The sequence below is a fragment of the Streptomyces sp. NBC_01314 genome, assembly GCF_041435215.1.
Taxonomy (GTDB): domain Bacteria; phylum Actinomycetota; class Actinomycetes; order Streptomycetales; family Streptomycetaceae; genus Streptomyces.
The window spans coordinates 2,264,054-2,280,233 of the sequence record NZ_CP108394.1; the positions used below are offsets into that span (position 1 = coordinate 2,264,054).

14 protein-coding genes are annotated in these 16,180 nt (G+C 71.0%); 8 read left to right on the forward strand and 6 right to left on the reverse strand.

Going from position 1 to position 16,180, the window contains the following annotated elements:
- Positions 1-39 precede the first annotated feature (39 nt).
- Entirely contained in the window at positions 40-1,515 is a 1,476-nt protein-coding gene (locus tag OG622_RS10065; protein WP_371574978.1) for a pentapeptide repeat-containing protein, read from the forward strand.
- A gap of 6 nt (positions 1,516-1,521) precedes the next feature.
- On the opposite strand, the gene OG622_RS10070 is transcribed toward OG622_RS10065, so the two are convergent.
- Both OG622_RS10070 and OG622_RS10075 read right to left on the reverse strand, forming a co-directional pair.
- A complete protein-coding gene (locus OG622_RS10070; RefSeq protein WP_371574980.1) occupies positions 1,522-3,312 on the reverse strand; it encodes a bifunctional sugar phosphate isomerase/epimerase/4-hydroxyphenylpyruvate dioxygenase family protein in 1,791 nt (596 codons plus the stop codon).
- A gap of 153 nt (positions 3,313-3,465) precedes the next feature.
- Positions 3,466-4,365, reverse strand: coding sequence for a shikimate dehydrogenase (locus OG622_RS10075; protein ID WP_371574982.1), 900 nt, complete (start codon positions 4,363-4,365; stop codon positions 3,466-3,468).
- Between the two features lie 218 nt (positions 4,366-4,583).
- Here OG622_RS10075 and OG622_RS10080 point away from each other — a divergent pair, with 218 nt between their 5' ends.
- The 6 genes from OG622_RS10080 (at position 4,584) to OG622_RS10105 (ending at position 10,919) form a co-directional block, all read left to right on the forward strand.
- A complete protein-coding gene (locus tag OG622_RS10080) occupies positions 4,584-5,249 on the forward strand; it encodes a TetR/AcrR family transcriptional regulator (RefSeq protein WP_371574983.1) in 666 nt (221 codons plus the stop codon).
- 248 nt (positions 5,250-5,497) lie between these two features.
- Positions 5,498-6,838 (forward strand): MFS transporter, encoded by a 1,341-nt coding sequence (locus tag OG622_RS10085; RefSeq protein ID WP_371574985.1) that lies wholly within the window; start codon positions 5,498-5,500, stop codon positions 6,836-6,838.
- Positions 6,839-7,003: 165 nt separating this feature from the next.
- Positions 7,004-7,588: a hypothetical protein gene (locus tag OG622_RS10090; RefSeq protein ID WP_371574987.1), complete on the forward strand. Its 585-nt coding sequence runs from the start codon at positions 7,004-7,006 to the stop codon at positions 7,586-7,588.
- 58 nt (positions 7,589-7,646) lie between these two features.
- Positions 7,647-8,225: a TetR/AcrR family transcriptional regulator gene (locus OG622_RS10095; RefSeq protein WP_371574989.1), complete on the forward strand. Its 579-nt coding sequence runs from the start codon at positions 7,647-7,649 to the stop codon at positions 8,223-8,225.
- Positions 8,222-9,667, forward strand: a complete 1,446-nt coding sequence (locus tag OG622_RS10100; protein ID WP_371574991.1) for an MFS transporter — start codon at positions 8,222-8,224, stop codon at positions 9,665-9,667. The genes OG622_RS10095 and OG622_RS10100 overlap by 4 nt, the downstream gene beginning before the upstream one ends.
- Before the next feature lie 25 nt (positions 9,668-9,692).
- On the forward strand, positions 9,693-10,919 hold the full coding sequence (locus OG622_RS10105; RefSeq protein WP_371574993.1) for a serine hydrolase domain-containing protein: 1,227 nt from the start codon (positions 9,693-9,695) through the stop codon (positions 10,917-10,919).
- Between the two features lie 104 nt (positions 10,920-11,023).
- Here the strand turns inward: OG622_RS10105 and OG622_RS10110 are convergent, their stop codons facing one another.
- The 4 genes from OG622_RS10110 to ribA form a co-directional block, all read right to left on the reverse strand.
- Positions 11,024-12,175: a saccharopine dehydrogenase family protein gene (locus OG622_RS10110; RefSeq protein ID WP_371574995.1), complete on the reverse strand. Its 1,152-nt coding sequence runs from the start codon at positions 12,173-12,175 to the stop codon at positions 11,024-11,026.
- Positions 12,176-12,182: 7 nt separating this feature from the next.
- Positions 12,183-13,223 (reverse strand): saccharopine dehydrogenase, encoded by a 1,041-nt coding sequence (locus OG622_RS10115; RefSeq protein WP_371574997.1) that lies wholly within the window; start codon positions 13,221-13,223, stop codon positions 12,183-12,185.
- Positions 13,220-14,365 carry an NAD(P)/FAD-dependent oxidoreductase gene (locus OG622_RS10120; protein ID WP_371574999.1) on the reverse strand — a complete coding sequence of 382 codons (1,146 nt, stop codon included), beginning with the start codon at positions 14,363-14,365 and terminating at the stop codon, positions 13,220-13,222. Before OG622_RS10120 ends, OG622_RS10115 begins: the two co-directional genes overlap by 4 nt.
- Positions 14,366-14,556: 191 nt before the next feature.
- Positions 14,557-15,216, reverse strand: a complete 660-nt coding sequence (gene ribA / locus OG622_RS10125) for a GTP cyclohydrolase II (RefSeq protein WP_371575001.1) — start codon at positions 15,214-15,216, stop codon at positions 14,557-14,559.
- A 78-nt stretch (positions 15,217-15,294) separates the two neighbouring features.
- Here ribA and OG622_RS10130 point away from each other — a divergent pair, with 78 nt between their 5' ends.
- Positions 15,295-16,086: a creatininase family protein gene (locus OG622_RS10130; RefSeq protein ID WP_371575002.1), complete on the forward strand. Its 792-nt coding sequence runs from the start codon at positions 15,295-15,297 to the stop codon at positions 16,084-16,086.
- Positions 16,087-16,180: the final 94 nt, after the last annotated feature.

Genomic DNA, 16,180 nt, shown 5'->3' on the forward strand with positions numbered 1-16,180 from the left:
TGTTGACAGGGACAAGCTTCCGGGTCAGAGTCCCGAGTGATGATGATCAACGATCTGACGGCGGCCGAGCGGCGGGTGTGGGAGGCCTTTCCACTGGGCGCGGAGGTGGACTTCGGGTCCGTGGACCTCGGGACCACCGAGGACGAGGACGGGGCGGACGGCTCCGGTTGGGGCCCGGGGAGGACCGTGCGGTCCCGGGTGCTGCGGGCCTTGCTGCTCACCGCTCCCCAGCAGGAGGGCGAGGTCGCCGCCCTCAAGATCGAGGGCGCCCGGATCACCGGCAGACTGGAACTGAAGTACGCGACGGTCGACAGCGTCGTACGGCTGAGCGGCTGCCACTTCGACGAGGTCCCCGACTTCTCGGGCGCGCAGTTCACCTACCTCAATCTGAGCAAGTCCGTGCTTCCGGGCCTGCGTTCGGCGCGGATTCGGGTCGACGGCGGGCTGCGGTTGACGGGGTGCCGGTTCCGGGGGCCGGTGAGCCTCACCGGGGCGCAGATCTCCGGGACGCTGTTCATGGAGCGGGCCGAGTTCACCGCGTCGGGCGACGAGCCCGCGCTGCGGCTCAACCAGGCGGAGATAGGGGAGGAGTTGTGCGCTCCCGGGCTGCGCGCGGACGGCGAGGTCCGGATCGGCGGTGCCCATGTCGCCGGTGCGGTCGACCTGAAGCGGGCACGGCTGCACCGGCCCGGCGGCACCGCTCTCAGCGCGGAGACACTCGTCACCGAGTCCGATGTGGTGCTGCGGCACGCGGACGTGCGCGGCCGAATCGAGTTGCGCGGTGCCCGGGTGGGCGGCTGGCTGGAGCTGTCGTACGCGCGGCTGTCGAATCCCGGAGGCACGGCGCTGCGGGTGAGCAGCTGTGTCATCAGCGAACTCTGGCTGCGCAAGGGCCCTCCGGTGGAGGGTGATCTCAATATGCGCCGCGCCCAGATAGAGGGGCTGTTCCTGGAACCGGAGATGCTGCCGGACACGGTCCTCCTGAACGGTCTCACCTACACCTCCCTCATCCCGCACGAGCCCGCCCAACGAAGGCTGCCGATGCTGGAGCGGGACGAGGAGGCGTATCTGCCGTACTCCTACGAGCAGTTGACCGCCGCGTACCGCAGGATCGGTGACGAGGACGCCGCCCGGCGTGTCCAGCTCGCCAAGCAGCGCCGCCGTCGCGCCACGCTCCGCTGGTACGGGCGGCTCTGGGGCTATGCCCAGGACGCCACCGTCGGCTACGGCTTCCGTCCCCTGTGGGCGGCCGTCTGGCTGCTGTCGCTGTTGGCGGTGGGCTCGGTGGCGTACTCGGTGCGACCGCCGAGTCCCCTCAAGGCGGACGAGGCCCCGACGTTCAACGCGGTCTTCTACACCCTCGATCTGCTCCTGCCGATCATCGACTTCGGGCAGGAGCGGGCATACGCGCCCGTTGGCTGGGCACAGTGGCTGTCGTACGTCCTCGTCATCACCGGCTGGATCCTGGCGACGACGGTGGTCACGGGTGTGACGCGTACCGTCAGCCGCCAGTGACCCGGTTCACCTGGCCGGTCGTTGGACGTGTTGGGCGGCAAGGCGCACAGGCGCGTTCTGCGCGCCGTAGCCCCTGTACTCGCCGTCCCGCTGGACGAGTTCGAAGAAGACACGGCCGACGGTCTCGGTGTAGCAGTGACGGAACTCGCCGTCCGCGTCCCGGTCGTAGAGGACGCCGAGGTCGCGGTATGTCTCCAGCTCGCCGTCGGCGAACTCGAACCGTGCGGCCAGGTCGTCGTAGTAGTTCGTGGGGACGGCCAGCAGTCGGCCACCGGCCGCGCGGAAGGAACGGGCCGCGGCGACCACGTCGTCCGTGGTCAGGGCGATGTGCTGGGCGCGTGCGATGTCGTCGGTCGGGGCAGGGCCGACGCTGAGGGCGATCCGGACGCTGCCGTCCTCGTTGGTCACCGGCTGGCTGCGGAAGAGACCGTAGGGGTCGGCGACATCGACGCTGTCGCTGGCCCTGAGGCCGAGCACCGTGCGGTGGAAGAGGGCCGCCTCGTCGAACTGGTGCCAGGGCTGGGTCAGGGCGAGGTGGTCGAAGCGATGGATGTGGCGCGCTGCCACCGTGTGCGCGACGGGGCGGAAGTCCCCGGTCCAGCTCGGGAGTTCGGGACGGTCCGTCGCGCAGAAGAAGAGTTCCGTGCCGTCGGGCGCGGCCACCGCGTCGAGCGGCGCGTCCTCGGCGGCGCGGCGGCGCGGCAGCACCGGCGCGAGGAGGGCCTCGGCGCGGCGGGCGGCGCCGGCCGGGTCCGGTGACTCCAGTCCGATCGCGGCGAGCTGGGTGCCGTCGCGCCGCGCGACCGGCCCGGTGTTGACCAGCACGCGCGCCTCGCCCTGCTGCCACAGGTCCACCGGCTTGCTCCGATGCCGGGCGGTCCGGGCGAAGCCGAGCGCTCCGAGCAGCGCACCCACCGGTTCGGCGTCGGACGTGACCAGTTCGGCGAAGGCGACACCCGTGGGCACCACCCGCTCCGGCGGCGCGGCGATACCCGCCGCTTCCTGGAGCATCACCAGCGAACGGTGGGCGTCCACCGCCGTGGGGCCCGCCTCGGCCTGCCGGAAGACGTCGTTGAACACCTCCAGCGACAGCGGTCCGTCGTATCCGGCCGCCATGACACGCTCGACCAGCCCCGTGACGTCGAAGCCGCCCTGCCCCGGGAAACACCGGTGGTGCCGGCTCCACCGCAGCACGTCCATCGCCATCAGCGGCGCGTCGGCGAGCTGGAGAAAGAAGATCTTCTCGCCGGGAATGTCCTCGATGCCCTTGGGATCGGAGCCCCGGGCCAGGATATGGAAGCTGTCCAGGCAGGTCCCGAGCGCCGGATGGCCGGCCGCCTCCACGATGCGCCAGGCATGGTCGTACGTACTGACGTGCCGCCCCCACGCCAACGCCTCGTAGGCGACCCGGATGCCGAACTCCTCTGCCAGAGACGCCAGTTGACGCAGGTGATACGCGGCGAGGGCGTCGTCGTCCTCGGCGAGCGGATGCACGCTGGAGCAGACGAGGACCGTGTCACAGCCGAGCCGCCCCATCACCTCGAACTTGTGCCGGGCCCGCCGCAGATTCCGCTCGAACACCTCCGCCGGCACGGCCTCGATGTCCCGCATCGGCTGGTAGAGGTCGATGCTGAGCCCCAGGTCCGCGCAGCGGGCCCGCACCTCCTCGGGCGCGAGCGGACTGGCGAGCAGATCGTTCTCGAAGATCTCCACCCCGTCGAAGCCGGCCCGCGCGGCGGCGGTGAGCTTCTCGGTGAGGGACCCGCTGAGGGAGACGGTGGCGATGGACGTACGCATGGTGGTGCTCCTTCGAGGCTCATGATGTGACGCCGCGCTCGTCATCAGCGCCCCGTGGGGGGGCGCGGGGCGTGACATCGTGCGGCTGCGCCGCGTGGGCGCGACCGGCCACGGCCAACCCGCGGCCGACGTCCGGCCCCGCCCGGTCGGCGCTCAGTTGCGGGCACCCGCGACACCGGCCAACTCGGCGATGTCGGCCAGCATCCGCACCGCGTCCGGTTCACGCCCGGTGAACAACCGGAACGCGTCCACCGCCTGGAACACCGCCATCCCCGCCCCGTCCAACGTGGCACAGCCAAGATCCCGAGCGACCCGCAACAACTCCGTCTCCAGCGGCCGGTACACGACCTCCGCCACCCACAGCCCGGGATGCAGCAGCTCCGCGGCGAAGGGCAGCCCGGGGTGCGCGGCCATTCCGGTGGGCGTCGCGTGGACGACCCCGTCGGCCGCCCCCAGCAGCGCCGTCAGCGCGTCCGGCGTCGCCGCGGCGGCCCTCCCCGGACCGAAGTGCCGGTTGAGGGAGGTGGCGAGGTCGGTCGCCCGGTCCGGCATGGCGTCGACCACGGTGACGTGCTCCGCGCCGAGGGTGAGCGTGGCGTGGGCAACGGCCGCGCCCGCGCCCCCGGCGCCCAGCTGCACGACCTTCTCCAGCGGGGCGTCGGGCAGGCCGCGGGCGAAGGACGCGGCGAAGCCGGTGACGTCCGTGTTGTGGCCGACGGCGCGGCCGTCCTCGAAGACGACGGTGTTGACCGCGCCGAGCGCGGCGGCCTGCGGGGCGAGCCCGTCGAGGTGCTCGATGACGAGCCGCTTGCACGGGTGCGTGATGTTCAGTCCGTCGAAGCCCAGGTCACGGGCGGCGCGCACGAGGTCTCCGACCGCCTCCGGCCCGACTCCGAGGCCGTCTATGTCGATCAGCCGGTACACATAGCGCAGGCCCTGCCGGTCGGCCTCCCGCTCGTGCAGGGCGGGGCTGAGGGAGGGCCCGATTCCGGAGCCGATGAGGCCGACGAGAAACGAGTCCTGCGGAGAGACAGGGTCCGAGACCTTGGGCACGGCGGGGCCTCCTGAGCGACTCACTAATGTACGAACTAGTACGTTAGTCATAGCACCCGGAGTCGAGCAGGGGAAGACCCCTTCGCGGACGCGACCGGGGACTCGGCCCGGGGACTCGACGGGGAACGCGACGGGAAGGCGACAGGGAACTCGGCGCCGGGCAGCCGGGCGCGGGCTTCTACAATCGCGGACACTGGCCCCTTGCCCGAAGGAACGCGATGACCAGCGTCGAAGAACCGGCACGACCGAACGGGCGCATCCGTGACGCCGCCCGCACCAAGGCCGAGATCCTCGATGTCGCGAGCAAGGAGTTCGCCCGTTCCGGGTTCGCCGGCGCCCGTGTCGACGAGATCGCCGCCCGGACCCGCACCACGAAGCGGATGATCTACTACTACTTCGGCGGCAAGGAGCAGTTGTTCACCGCCGTGCTGGAGCGGGCGTACTCCGTGATCCGGCAGACGGAGCAGGAGCTGGACGTCGAGCATCTGGACCCGGTCGCGGCCATCCGCCGGCTCGCCGAGGTGACGTTCGACCACCATGAGGCGCACCCCGACTTCATCCGGCTGGTGAGCATCGAGAACATCCACGAGGCCGAGCACATCGCCTCCTCCGAGATGCTGGGCAGGATCGGCTCGCCCGCACTGGACGTGATCCGCCGGATCCTGGAGTCGGGCCAGAAGTCGGGCCTGTTCACGGCCGACGTCGACGCGGTCGACCTGCACGCGATGATCAGCGCCTTCTGCTTCTTCCGCGTCGCCAACCGGCACACCTTCGGCGCCCTCTTCGGCCGCGACCTGATCGACCCCGGCCGGCGCGAGCACTACCGCCAGATGCTCGGCGACATGGTGATCGCCTACCTGACGGCGGACCGCGCGGCGGTCTGAGCCCGCACCCTCCCGGCACCAGGCCCTTCGGCACGACCTCTTGACACCCGGGAAACGTCGGCGCACCATCCGTAGCCAACCGCTATTAACTATCCAGTGCGTTAACTAGCCGGGTAGCACCCGGCACGGCCGTCCCGCCACCCCCAGGGATCCGGCACCCCTCCCCCCAGCGCCTGCCTCCCCCAGCAGCACCTGCCTTCCTCCTGCCTCCCTCCGCCTACGGTGGAGATCCCTCGAAGGAGCACGCCGTGTCCGTCCCCGCCGCACCTCCGGGCCAGCCCAAGAAGGCCGCCACGGCCGCCTGGATCGGCAGCGCCCTGGAGTACTACGACTTCTTCATCTACGGCAGCGCCGCCGCCCTGATCTTCCCGACGGTCTTCTTCGACGAGTCCGACCCGGCCACCGCGACCCTGCTGTCGCTGGGCACCTTCGGTGTCGCGTACGCGGCGCGGCCGATCGGCGCGCTGTTCCTCGGGCACTTCGGCGACCGGCTGGGCCGCAAGAAGATCATGGTCTTCACGCTGATCCTGATGGGTCTGTCGACGTTCCTGATCGGCTGCCTGCCCACCCGCGACCAGGTCGGCACCCTCGCCCCGGTCCTCCTGGTGCTCTGCCGTGTCCTGCAGGGCATCTCGGCGGCCGGCGAGCAGGCCAGCGCGAACTCCATGACGCTGGAACACGCGCCGTCGGACCGGCGTGGCTTCTTCACCAGCTTCACCCTCAGCGGCACCCAGGGCGGGCAGCTGCTCGCCACCCTGGTCTTCATCCCGATCGCCGCGCTCCCCGAGGACCAGCTGCTGTCCTGGGGCTGGCGCGTCCCGTTCTGGATGAGCATCGCGGTCGCCGTCGTCGGCTACGTCATCCGCCGCACGCTGGAGGAGACCCCGGCCTTCACCCAGCAGACCGAGTCCGAGGGCGTCGCGAAGCTGCCGCTGGCCATCCTCCTGCGCGAGCACTGGGCGGACGTGCTGCGGGTGATCGCGGGCGCGCTGGTCGCCTCGGTCTCCACGATCTTCACCGTGTGGGCACTGGCGTACGGCACGAGCGAGTCGGTCGGCCTGTCCCGGTCGTCCATGCTGTGGGTGGGCGCGCTCGCCAACCTGGTCGCGCTGGGCGCCATCCCGCTGTGGGCCACGCTCTCGGACCGCGTCGGCCGCCGCCCGGTGTTCGCGATCGGCGCGGCCGGCAGCGCGGTGATGATGTTCGTCTACCTGTGGGCGATCTCCACGGGCTCCTACCCGCTGGTCCTGGTCCTCGGCATCGTCACCTTCGGTGTCGTCTACAGCGCGGCCAACGGCATCTGGCCCTCCTTCTACGGCGAGATGTTCTCCACCCGGGTCCGTCTGTCCGGCATGGCCATCGGCACCCAGATCGGTTTCGCCGTCGCCGGTTTCGCCGTCACCTTCGCCGCGCAGATCGCCGGCCCGGACGGCGACGACTGGTTCGCCGTGGCCCTCTTCACCACGGCCCTGTGCATCCCTCCGGTCATCGCCGCGCTCACCGCCCGTGAGACCCACAAGATCCCGACCGAGCTCCTCGGCGTCCGCACCCCGCGCGAGAAGACCGACCGGGAGCGCGTCGCGGCCTGAGCCGCGACCGGGTTCCGCTCCGGGTCCCCGGACACCCCCGAGGTGTCCGGGGACCCGTGCGTGGCGTCGGGCGGCACGAGCGCGCCCCCGATGCGAGGCCCGCGCAGCTCAGCGGCATGATGTCCGCATGGCCGCGACAACGCGGCACCACGTCAGGGGGACGTTTTGAAGCGCGGCGAGGACCCGTACAGAGCCACCCAGCCGCCATGGCAGGGGTGGCCTTCGGCCGAGACGAGTCGACGGCGCTGGCAGATCGCCCTGCTCGTCCCGCTCGCCGGCGCGGCGGGGTGCGGGCTGCTGTTCCTGCTCGGGATCGGCGCGTTCGCACTGCTGCTCATAGTGAGCCGGCTGTCGATCCCCATTCCCGACGGGGAGCCCCTGGCCATGAGCACGGCCGAGGTCACGGGCACCTGGGTGGACGGGGAGGGCGGGCGGATAACGCTCAAGGAGAACGGGACGTTCGTCTCGGACAAGGTCTGCGGCGACTTCGACGACAACGATGACGACCATTTCGATGACGTCGTCACCCCGGCTCCCGGCGCGGGCAGCTGGGAACACCGCACCGGGGCGGACATCGGGACGGACGGCCAGGTCTCGACGGTCCACATCACGTTCACGCCCGACGGGATTCGGGCCCAGTACGAGGCCCGGGGCACGCCCAAGAACCCCGTCCTGTGGACATACATCGGCGATCCCGACGAAGGCGTCCTGTGCGTACTGGAGCGGGCGGCCGGCCACACCAGCAAGTAGACCGAACAGACGGACCACGAAGTAGACACTGTCTACCCATCTTTGGTAGACAGTGTCTATGAGCGAGCCGAACACGGGGCTGCGGTCCCGGCTGGTCGATGTCGGGATCGAGTTGGTCACGGCGGAGGGCGTCCAGGCGCTGTCCCTCCGGGAGATCGCACGGCGGGCGGGGGTGTCGCACGGGGCACCGCGGCGCTACTTCCCGACCCACCTGGAGCTGCTGTCGGCCATCGCTCGCCGGGGCTTCGAGGAGCTGGCGGGAAGGGGGATCACCGCGCTCGGGGACGGCAAGGCGAGCCCGCGTGAGCAGATCGCGACGCTGGGGCGCGTGTATCTCGACTTCGCACTCACCCACCGGGGCATGCACGAACTGATGTTCCGTCACGATCTGTTGGAGAGCAACGAGTTGGGGCTGCGTGACGCCAGCCTGCCGATCTTCTCCCTGCTGGTGGACCTCGTCGGACGGGCCCGGCCCGACGCCGACGCCCGGCTCGTCGCGGGCGCGTTGCTGGCGAACCTCTACGGCGTCGCCCAGCTGTGGAACTGGGGCAGCCTCCAACTCACCACTGGCGCGGACGACTTCACGCCCCTGCTGCACACCGCGCTGGACGCGCACCTGGGGAGCGAGAAACGATGACGGCGGCCACGACGGAAGCCGGCGCCGAACGCGGCGCACCGACCTCCGCGCCGCACCGCCGTCTCACCCTCATGAACAGCGTGCTCGGTGCCGTGATCGTCGCCCTCGACGGAACGGTGCTGATGATCGCTCAGCCGACCCTGCGGCGAGACCTGGACGCGTCCCTCACCGAGGTGCAGTGGACCAGCACCGGCTATCTGATCGCGGTGGCGGGGCTGTTGGTGTTCGCGGGGCGGCTGGGTGACCGGTTCGGGCATCGACGCGTCTTCGCCTGGGGGGTGTTGGGGTTCGGCGCGGCCTCCGCCGGTATCGGGTTCGCGCCCGATGTGGGCTGGGTGATCGGGTTGCGGGTCGTCCAGGGCGTCTTCGGCGCGCTGCTGCAGCCCGCCACGCTCGGGATGCTGCGGGCCGCGTTCCCGCCCGACCGGCTGGGAATGCCCATCGCGCTGCGGACCAGCGCCATCGGTGTGGCGGTCGCCGCCGGTCCGCTGGTCGGCGGGGTGCTCGTCGCCCAGCTGGGCTGGCGGGCAGTGTTCTTCCTCAACGTCGTACCGGCGCTGGGGATGGGCCTGCTGGCGCTGGTGGTGCGCGCCCCGGAGACACCGGACGCGAAGGGGGTTTCCGGCACCCGCCTCGACCTGCCCGGCGCCGCGCTGCTCGCCGTGTCCCTGGCCGCTCTCGTGCACACCCTGGTCGGGGTGGCGGAGCACGGCTGGACTGCGACCGGTGTGCTCGGCCTGCTGATCGCCGCCGCGTCCGCCGCCGCCCTCGTACGGCATGAACGGCGTACCCCGGATCCGCTGTTGCCGCCCGCCCTGCTGGGCTCGGCCACGGTGGGTGCGGCGCTCGGGGTGCTGGTGGCCGCGTCCGCGGCGATGCTCGGCGCGCTGTTCGTGTGCAGCTTCGTCCTCCAGGACGTACTCGGCATGGATCCACTGCGCACAAGCCTCGTCGCGCTGCCCGGCGGCGTGATGATGGTGCTCGGGGCGCCGCTGTCGGCCGTACTGCTGCGCCGGTGGGGCGCCCGTCCCACGGCCCTCACGGGGTCGGCGCTGCTCACCGCCGGGGTCCTGGCGCTGTCCCCGCTCGGCCCGGGATCGTCGACGGTGGTGATCGGGGGCGGATTCCTGCTGCTGGGGGCCGGTTTCGGCGCGCTGATGGTCACCGCGACCGCCGTCGTCGTACGGCATGCGCCGGCGGAGTCGGCGGGGGTGGCGGGCGGGCTGCAGCAGACGGCGATGAACGTCGGCCCCACGCTGGGGGTGGCCGTCGCGACCACGCTCATGCCGCTCGGCACGGGTCCCGCGCTGCTGGTCCTGGCCGGTGTGGCCGCGCTCGGCGCGCCTCTCGCCGTACGAATGCCCCGACCCGCCCGCCCCGCGAGGGATGGAACGCGATCAGTACGGAACGATGAAGACAAGGACGATGAACGAGAGCCGTAGGCCGGGCCACCGGAGGAGAACCACCATGGAACGACTGCGCCGAGAGGTCGAGCCGCGCGAGGCGGGCCTCGACCCGAAGACCCTGGCCCGTCTGGACACGTACCTGGCCCTTCAGGTCGACGAGGGCCGGCTGCCCGGCTACCTGCTGTCCCTCGCCCGCGGCGGTCGCGTCGCCCACCTGACGACGTACGGACAGCGCGACCGCAAGGCACGACTCCCCGTCGAGACCGACACGTTGTGGCGGGTCTACTCCATGACGAAACCCGTCACGTCGGTCGCCGCACTGATACTGATCGAGGAGGGGAAACTGTCGCTCACCGACCCGGTCTCCCGCTACCTCCCGGAATTCACCGAGCCGCGCGTGTACGAGTCCGGTGCGGGCGCCGACGTCCGGACCCGCCCGGCCGAGCAGCCGATCCTCGTCCGCCATCTGATGACCCACACCTCGGGCCTGACGTTCGGCTTCTACTACGACCACCCCGTCGACGCGCTCTACCGCGACGCGGGCCTGGAGAACTCCGTACGGCCGGGTGCCGATCTAGCGCAGACGTGCGCCCAGTACGCGCGCCTTCCCCTGCAGTTCGAGCCGGGCTCGCAGTGGAACTACTCCGTCTCCACCAACGTCCTCGGCCGGATCGTCGAGGTGGTGTCGGGGCAGGCCCTCGACGAGTTCTTCGCCGAGCGGATCCTCGGCCCGCTCGGCATGACCGACGCGGGCTTCCAGGTCACCCCCGAACAGGGCGGCAGGCTGGCCGAGTTGTACGGCGAGCAGGAGGACGGCTCGATCGCGCCCGTTCCCGGTCTGCCGCTGCGCGGCCGGCCGCGCTTCCTCTCCGGCAGCGGCGGCCTGGCCGCCACCGCCCGGGACTACCACCGCTTCGCCGAGTTCCTGCGGCGCCGCGGCGAACTCGACGGCGTACGGCTGCTCTCCGCCGAGTCCGTCGACCTGATGGCCACCAACCAGCTGCCGGGTGGCGCCGACATCCACACCCACGGCAGTGCGTTCCACCGGCAGCCGGGCAATGTGGGCGTCGGCTTCGGACTCGGGGTCTCCGTCGTCATCGACCCCTCCGTGACCGAATGCCCGTCCTCGTTGGGCACGTTCGGCTGGACCGGCGCCGCGACGACGATCTTCTGGGTGGATCCGCGGCGTGATCTGACCGTTCAGTTCATGACGCAGGTACGGAGGAGGTCCTCGTTCTCCGTGTATCCGGAGTTGAAGCGGCTGGTGCATGAGGCCGTGGTGGGCTGAGCCCGGTGGCATGACCGCGGGTGGGCAGGGCTTGTCGCGCCCGCGCGGGGGAGCCGTATATCGGACACACCCCCGCGCTCCCGAACAGGGGCGGACCACACCTCCTAGTCGGTCCGCGACCTGAACTCCACACCGGACTGGGCCAGTTCGGCCAGCCATGTCTCGGATCGCCCGCCTGTTTCCGCCGCGCGGCTGAGGCCCGCCGGCAGTGAGCCGTCCAGGATGTGGCCCACTCCCAGGGCGAGGGGGCGGGACACCAGGCGGGCCATCGCGCTCTCCTCCTTCGTGCCGACGGTGTCGAGGAGGTAGCGGCCGGACCAGTGCTCGCCCGAACCTGCCCGCACGTCGAGGGAGACGGCCAGGACGACTCGGTCGCGGTCCGTGTCGGTGGTCGGATAGCGGGCGGCCAACTCCCCCGCCAGCGCGGCGATGCGCTGGTCGTCGCCGGCTTCCAGCTCCGCGAAGACCGGCGCCCAGGCGGTGAGCCAGCCGTCGAGGCGGAGGGTGCCGCGGACGAAGGTCCTCGGTTTCCAGGCCGGTGGGAGGCCGTACTGGGCGACGAAGGGGACGCTGTCGCGGTTCGGGTAGGCCTCGAAGGTCTCGCCGTCGATGACATGGGGGCGGGTGGCCGTCCAGGGACGGTCGGCCGTCGTCTCGGCGCCGTCCTCGATGTAACGGGCGGGCGAGCGAAGGGCGTTGAGCACACCGGCCGGTGCCCAGCTGAAGCGGTACCTGAAGTCGTTGGGCACGGCCGGGACGCCGCCGCAGTACGAGGTGAGGGTGTAGGAGGCGGCGGTCCGCGGTCCGATCGCCGCGGTCGCCCGAGTGATCAGGCTGTGTGCGAAGAGGTGGTCGAGGCCCGGGTCGAGGCCCGCCTCGGTGAGGACGGTGACCCCCGCGGCCCCGGCCGCCGGTACCTGCTCCAGGACCGCGTCCGAGACATAGCTGGAGCAGGCGAAGTGGGCCCGCGCCCCGACACATGCGTGAAGCAGCGGGCCGTGCTCCGGGGCCGGGAGCATCGAGACCACGATGTCCCCGGGGACCAGCTCGGCCGCCAGTCCCGGCAGCGTGTACGCGCGGGGCTCGGCGCGGTCCGCCAGGCCCAGCGCGGCCAGGGCCCGCCCGGCACGCTCCTCGGTGCGGTGCCACAGCCGCACCCGGGCGGCGGTGTCGCACAGCGCCGCCAGGCCGCTGCCCGTGGACAGGCCGGCACCGACCCAGTGGACGGTACCGCTCGCGGGGACCACCTCGGTCATCGGGCAACTACCTTTCTGTGAGCCCCAGTTCGACGCTCACCTGACGGAATCGGTCCAGGCAGCGGCCCCACGCCCCGCCGGTCTCGAAGTCCAGCAACTGCGGCAGCAGCGCGGCCGAGAAGTCGGTGCTCGCCTCCCGGGGCAGCAGGGAGGGCAGGTTGTCGATGGCGATGAGATCGAGCGGAGGGTGCTCGCGCAGCCGCCGTACGGGGTGGTCCCATTCCGTGGTCGTGTCGTAGACCGGCAGGACGTTCATCGGTGAGCCGACGTCGACGGTGACGTCGCAGAGCGTCCTGAGCCCGCGGTCCGGGCCGTCGAGGTCCTTGTCCGTCAGGAAGGGCGGGACCGGGCTGGTCGTCAGAACCGTGTTGACCATCAACTCGTGCGCCAGGAGGGCCGGTCGGTCCAGGTCGCGGGTCTCGGCCAGGTCCCAGCAGGTCGGCTCGACGCCCGCCTCGGCGAGCGCCGCGCGCGCACCCCGGCCGCTGCGGCCCAGGGCGCCGATCACCAGCGCGCTCACGTCACCGGTCGACGCGCGGAGTTCGGCCTCCATCGCCTCCTTGGACGTGGGCCGCAGTGGGGCCCGCAGGACGCCCCGGTGGTGGAGCACGGCGAGGGCCGCGCCCAGATAGCCGGCCCAGAAGCCGAAGGCGGCGAGCCTGCGTCCCCGGTCGTCCTCCAGATACTCCAGGTCGAGCAGCGCGCCGCCCCCGGCCGCGAACCTGCGCAGCAGTGTCCCGGCACCGGGCTGCCCCTTGTAGGCGTGCCCGAAGAAGATATGACGGTGGGTCAGCTCGACCGGCGCGTCGGGTAGTTCCTTCAGGCCCACGATCACCGCTCGCGCCGACGCCGACACCCATGAGCCGGGGTCGGCGACCTGGCAGCCCGCCTCCTCGTACTCCTCCACGGGGAAGATCCGCTGGGGGGAGTCCTCGACGGTGATCCGTACTCCGCTCCCGACGAGCCGCCGGGCGTCGGACGGCACGATCGGGGTGCGGCGTTCGGTGGCGCGGGTCTCGTGGCGGAGCCACAAGTGGAGATCGGTCATACGCGGTTGGCCTCCGGGCGCAGGGAGTCGGCCGTGAACCGGTCGACGCTCAGCGGGCTGATGTCGACGAAGGGTACGCGCCCGAGGTACAGGTCACGGACCACCTCGCCGACCGCCGGACCCTGGAGGAATCCGTGGCCGGAGAACCCGGTCGCGTAGAGGAAACGGGAGCACGAACCGGCCTCGCCGATCAGGGCGTTGTGGTCCGGCGTGATCTCGTACAGGCCTGCCCAGCCGCCCGTCCGGCGCAGGTCGAGCAGGCCGGGCGCGCGGCGCTCCATGGCCTCGTACAGGCGGGGGATCCAGCGGTCGTGGGTGTCGGTGGCGAAGCCGGGCCGTTCGTCCGGGTCGGACATGCCGAGAAGGAGGCCGGGGCCCTCGGTGTGGAAGTAGAGGCTGCTGGTGAAGTCGATCGTCATGGGGAGGTTCGGCGGGAGGCCGGGGACCGCTTCCGTGACGGCGATCTGGCGGCGCAGGGGCTCCACCGGGAGGTCCACACCCACCATGGCGCCGACGGACCGGGACCAGGCGCCGGCCGCGCACACGACCGTGTCGGTGACGATACGGCCCTTGCTGGTGACCACCGCGGTGATCGTGTCCCGCCAGGTCTCGATGCCCACGACCTCGCAGTTGCGCAGCACGGTCACCCCGTGGCGGCGGGCCCCGGCGGCGTAGCCGTGAACCACGGACTCGGGGGTGCAGTGCCCGTCGTCGGGCGAGAACGCGGCGGCGAGCAAACCCTCGGTGGAGATCAGCGGGGAGAGCCGCTGGGCCTCGGCGGGGTCGACCATGCGGCTGGGCACACCCAGGTCGTTCTGGAGCTGTACGCCCGCCTCGAACTGGGCGACCTCGTCGGGGGTCGTCAGGAGGAAGAGGTAGCCGACCCGGTGGAGTCCGATGTCGTGGCCCAGCTCCTGTCTGAAGCGGCCGAACGCCTCCAGGCTGCGGGCGCCGAGCTGGATGTTGAGTTCGTCGGAGAACTGCGCGCGGACCCCGCCGGCGGCCCTCGCGGTCGATCCGGAGGCCAGTTCGTCGCGTTCGACGAGGACGACGTCGTCCACTCCGGCGGCGGCCAGATGGTAGGCGATGCTCGTCCCGATGACGCCTCCGCCGATGACGACGACCCGTGCGCTGCGGATCACGAACGCTCCTTTCGGCCGACCGAGGTCGGATGGCCCGACGGAGTCAGGTCTTCCACCGCGGGCGAACGTTCATGCGGAGCACCCCCGTACTTGCCGAAGGAACAGTGCGTGCGCGGCTCCGGGCGGGCGCGGCGGCCGATGTCGGAGCCGTAGGTCGCCTCCGGAACGGGCCGCCGCGCGAACCCCGGAGCTCAGGACGAGTGGACCACCGCGTCCAGGTGCGGCAGGTAGTGGTCGAGCCGCTCCCGCTTGGTGCGCAGGTAGGTGATGTTGTCCTCGCACGGCGTGATCAGCAGCGGCACCTGCTCGGAGACCGCGATGCCGTGGCGCAGCAGCGCCTCCCGCTTGCGCGGGTTGTTCGACATCAGCCGGACCGACCGTACGCCGAGGTCGTGCAGCATCTCGGCCGCCACCCGGTAGTCGCGGGCGTCCACCGGCAGCCCGAGGGCGAGGTTCGCCTCGACGGTGTCCAGGCCCTCCGCCTGGAGCTTCATCGCCTGGAGCTTCGCCAGCAGGCCGATACCGCGCCCCTCGTGGCCGCGCAGATAGACGAGAACGCCGCGCCCCTCGGCGACTATCGCCCGGAGCGAGCTGTCCAGCTGCTCGCCGCATTCGCAGTGCTGGGAACCGAACGCGTCACCGGTCAGGCACTCCGAGTGCAGCCGTATGAGAATTCCCTCACCGCCGCTGATGTCGCCGTACACCAACGCCACTTGTTCCTCGCCGCGGTCCTGGTCGAGATAACCTACGGCCTCGAAGTCACCATAGGTCGTGGGCAGGGGGGCGTTCACCACGCGTACGGCGCCGGAGGACTGGGCGTTCGTGCCGAGTACACCAACATTTTCTGTCATGATCTGATTCCAATCTGGTAAGCCCTGGCGTCATGCGAAAATGACGGAGCATCAGCAGAGACGAGAGGCCTTGAAAAGATGAGCAGTTCGAGTCTTGTACCGACGGACACCACCGCGGACGTCCGCGCGCGGGGGGCGGAGGCCGGCCGACAGGTCGCGGTGCTTCCCGTCGGCAGCTACGAGCAGCACGGCCCGTATCTGCCGCTGGCCACCGACACACTCGTCGCCTGCGCCATATCCAGGGAGATAGCGGCCGCGTATCCGGTGCATCTCCTGCCGCCCGTGACCATCGCCTGCTCGCACGAGCACGCGGCCTGGCCGGGCACCGTCAGCATTTCCGCGACGACCCTGCACGCGATGGTCCGCGACATCGCCGCGTCCCTGCGCCGGTCGGGCGTCGAGGCGCTGGTGGTGGTGAACGGACACGGCGGGAATTACGTTCTGGGCAATGTCGTCCAGGAATCCACCGCGGCGGGACATCGAATGGCGCTTTTCCCGGCGATGGAGGACTGGGAATCCGCCCGCGAACGGGCGGGCGTACAGACCTCGTTGCTCAGCGATATGCATGCGGGAGAAATAGAGACCTCCATACTTCTGCATTGCCACCCCGAATTGGTCCGGCCCGGTCACGAGACCACCGATTTCCTTGCCGACGACCGCCGTCATCTCCTCTCCCTCGGTATGTCGGCCTACACCGATTCCGGTGTCATCGGCCGTCCGTCCCTGGCATCAGCCGAAAAGGGGAAGGAGTTGCTGGCAGGGTTCGTCGAATCCTTCGGGGCGTACTTCTCGTTGGTCACCTCGGACACCTGGGACAAGGGAACGGTTCCGCCCGAGGCGCCGTCGGCACCCGCCTCGGCCGTCGGCTGACGGCGGGCCCGCAGGGAGCCGTACCAGCGTCCGACGAGCACGAGGGCCCCCGGCAGGGCGGCCGCGAAGCTGAGCACACCGTAGACGATGGCCA

What these genes read in the sequence shown, in the direction of transcription:
- OG622_RS10065 (WP_371574978.1), top strand. Translation starts at nt 40, where the DNA reads ATGATGATCAACGATCTGACGGCGGCCGAGCGGCGGGTGTGGGAGGCC.
- OG622_RS10070 (WP_371574980.1), bottom strand. Translation starts at nt 3,312, where the DNA reads ATGCGTACGTCCATCGCCACCGTCTCCCTCAGCGGGTCCCTCACCGAG.
- OG622_RS10080 (WP_371574983.1), top strand. Translation starts at nt 4,584, where the DNA reads ATGACCAGCGTCGAAGAACCGGCACGACCGAACGGGCGCATCCGTGAC.
- OG622_RS10095 (WP_371574989.1), top strand. Translation starts at nt 7,647, where the DNA reads ATGAGCGAGCCGAACACGGGGCTGCGGTCCCGGCTGGTCGATGTCGGG.
- OG622_RS10100 (WP_371574991.1), top strand. Translation starts at nt 8,222, where the DNA reads ATGACGGCGGCCACGACGGAAGCCGGCGCCGAACGCGGCGCACCGACC.
- OG622_RS10105 (WP_371574993.1), top strand. Translation starts at nt 9,693, where the DNA reads ATGGAACGACTGCGCCGAGAGGTCGAGCCGCGCGAGGCGGGCCTCGAC.
- OG622_RS10110 (WP_371574995.1), bottom strand. Translation starts at nt 12,175, where the DNA reads ATGACCGAGGTGGTCCCCGCGAGCGGTACCGTCCACTGGGTCGGTGCC.
- OG622_RS10115 (WP_371574997.1), bottom strand. Translation starts at nt 13,223, where the DNA reads ATGACCGATCTCCACTTGTGGCTCCGCCACGAGACCCGCGCCACCGAA.
- ribA (WP_371575001.1), bottom strand. Translation starts at nt 15,216, where the DNA reads ATGACAGAAAATGTTGGTGTACTCGGCACGAACGCCCAGTCCTCCGGC.
- OG622_RS10130 (WP_371575002.1), top strand. Translation starts at nt 15,295, where the DNA reads ATGAGCAGTTCGAGTCTTGTACCGACGGACACCACCGCGGACGTCCGC.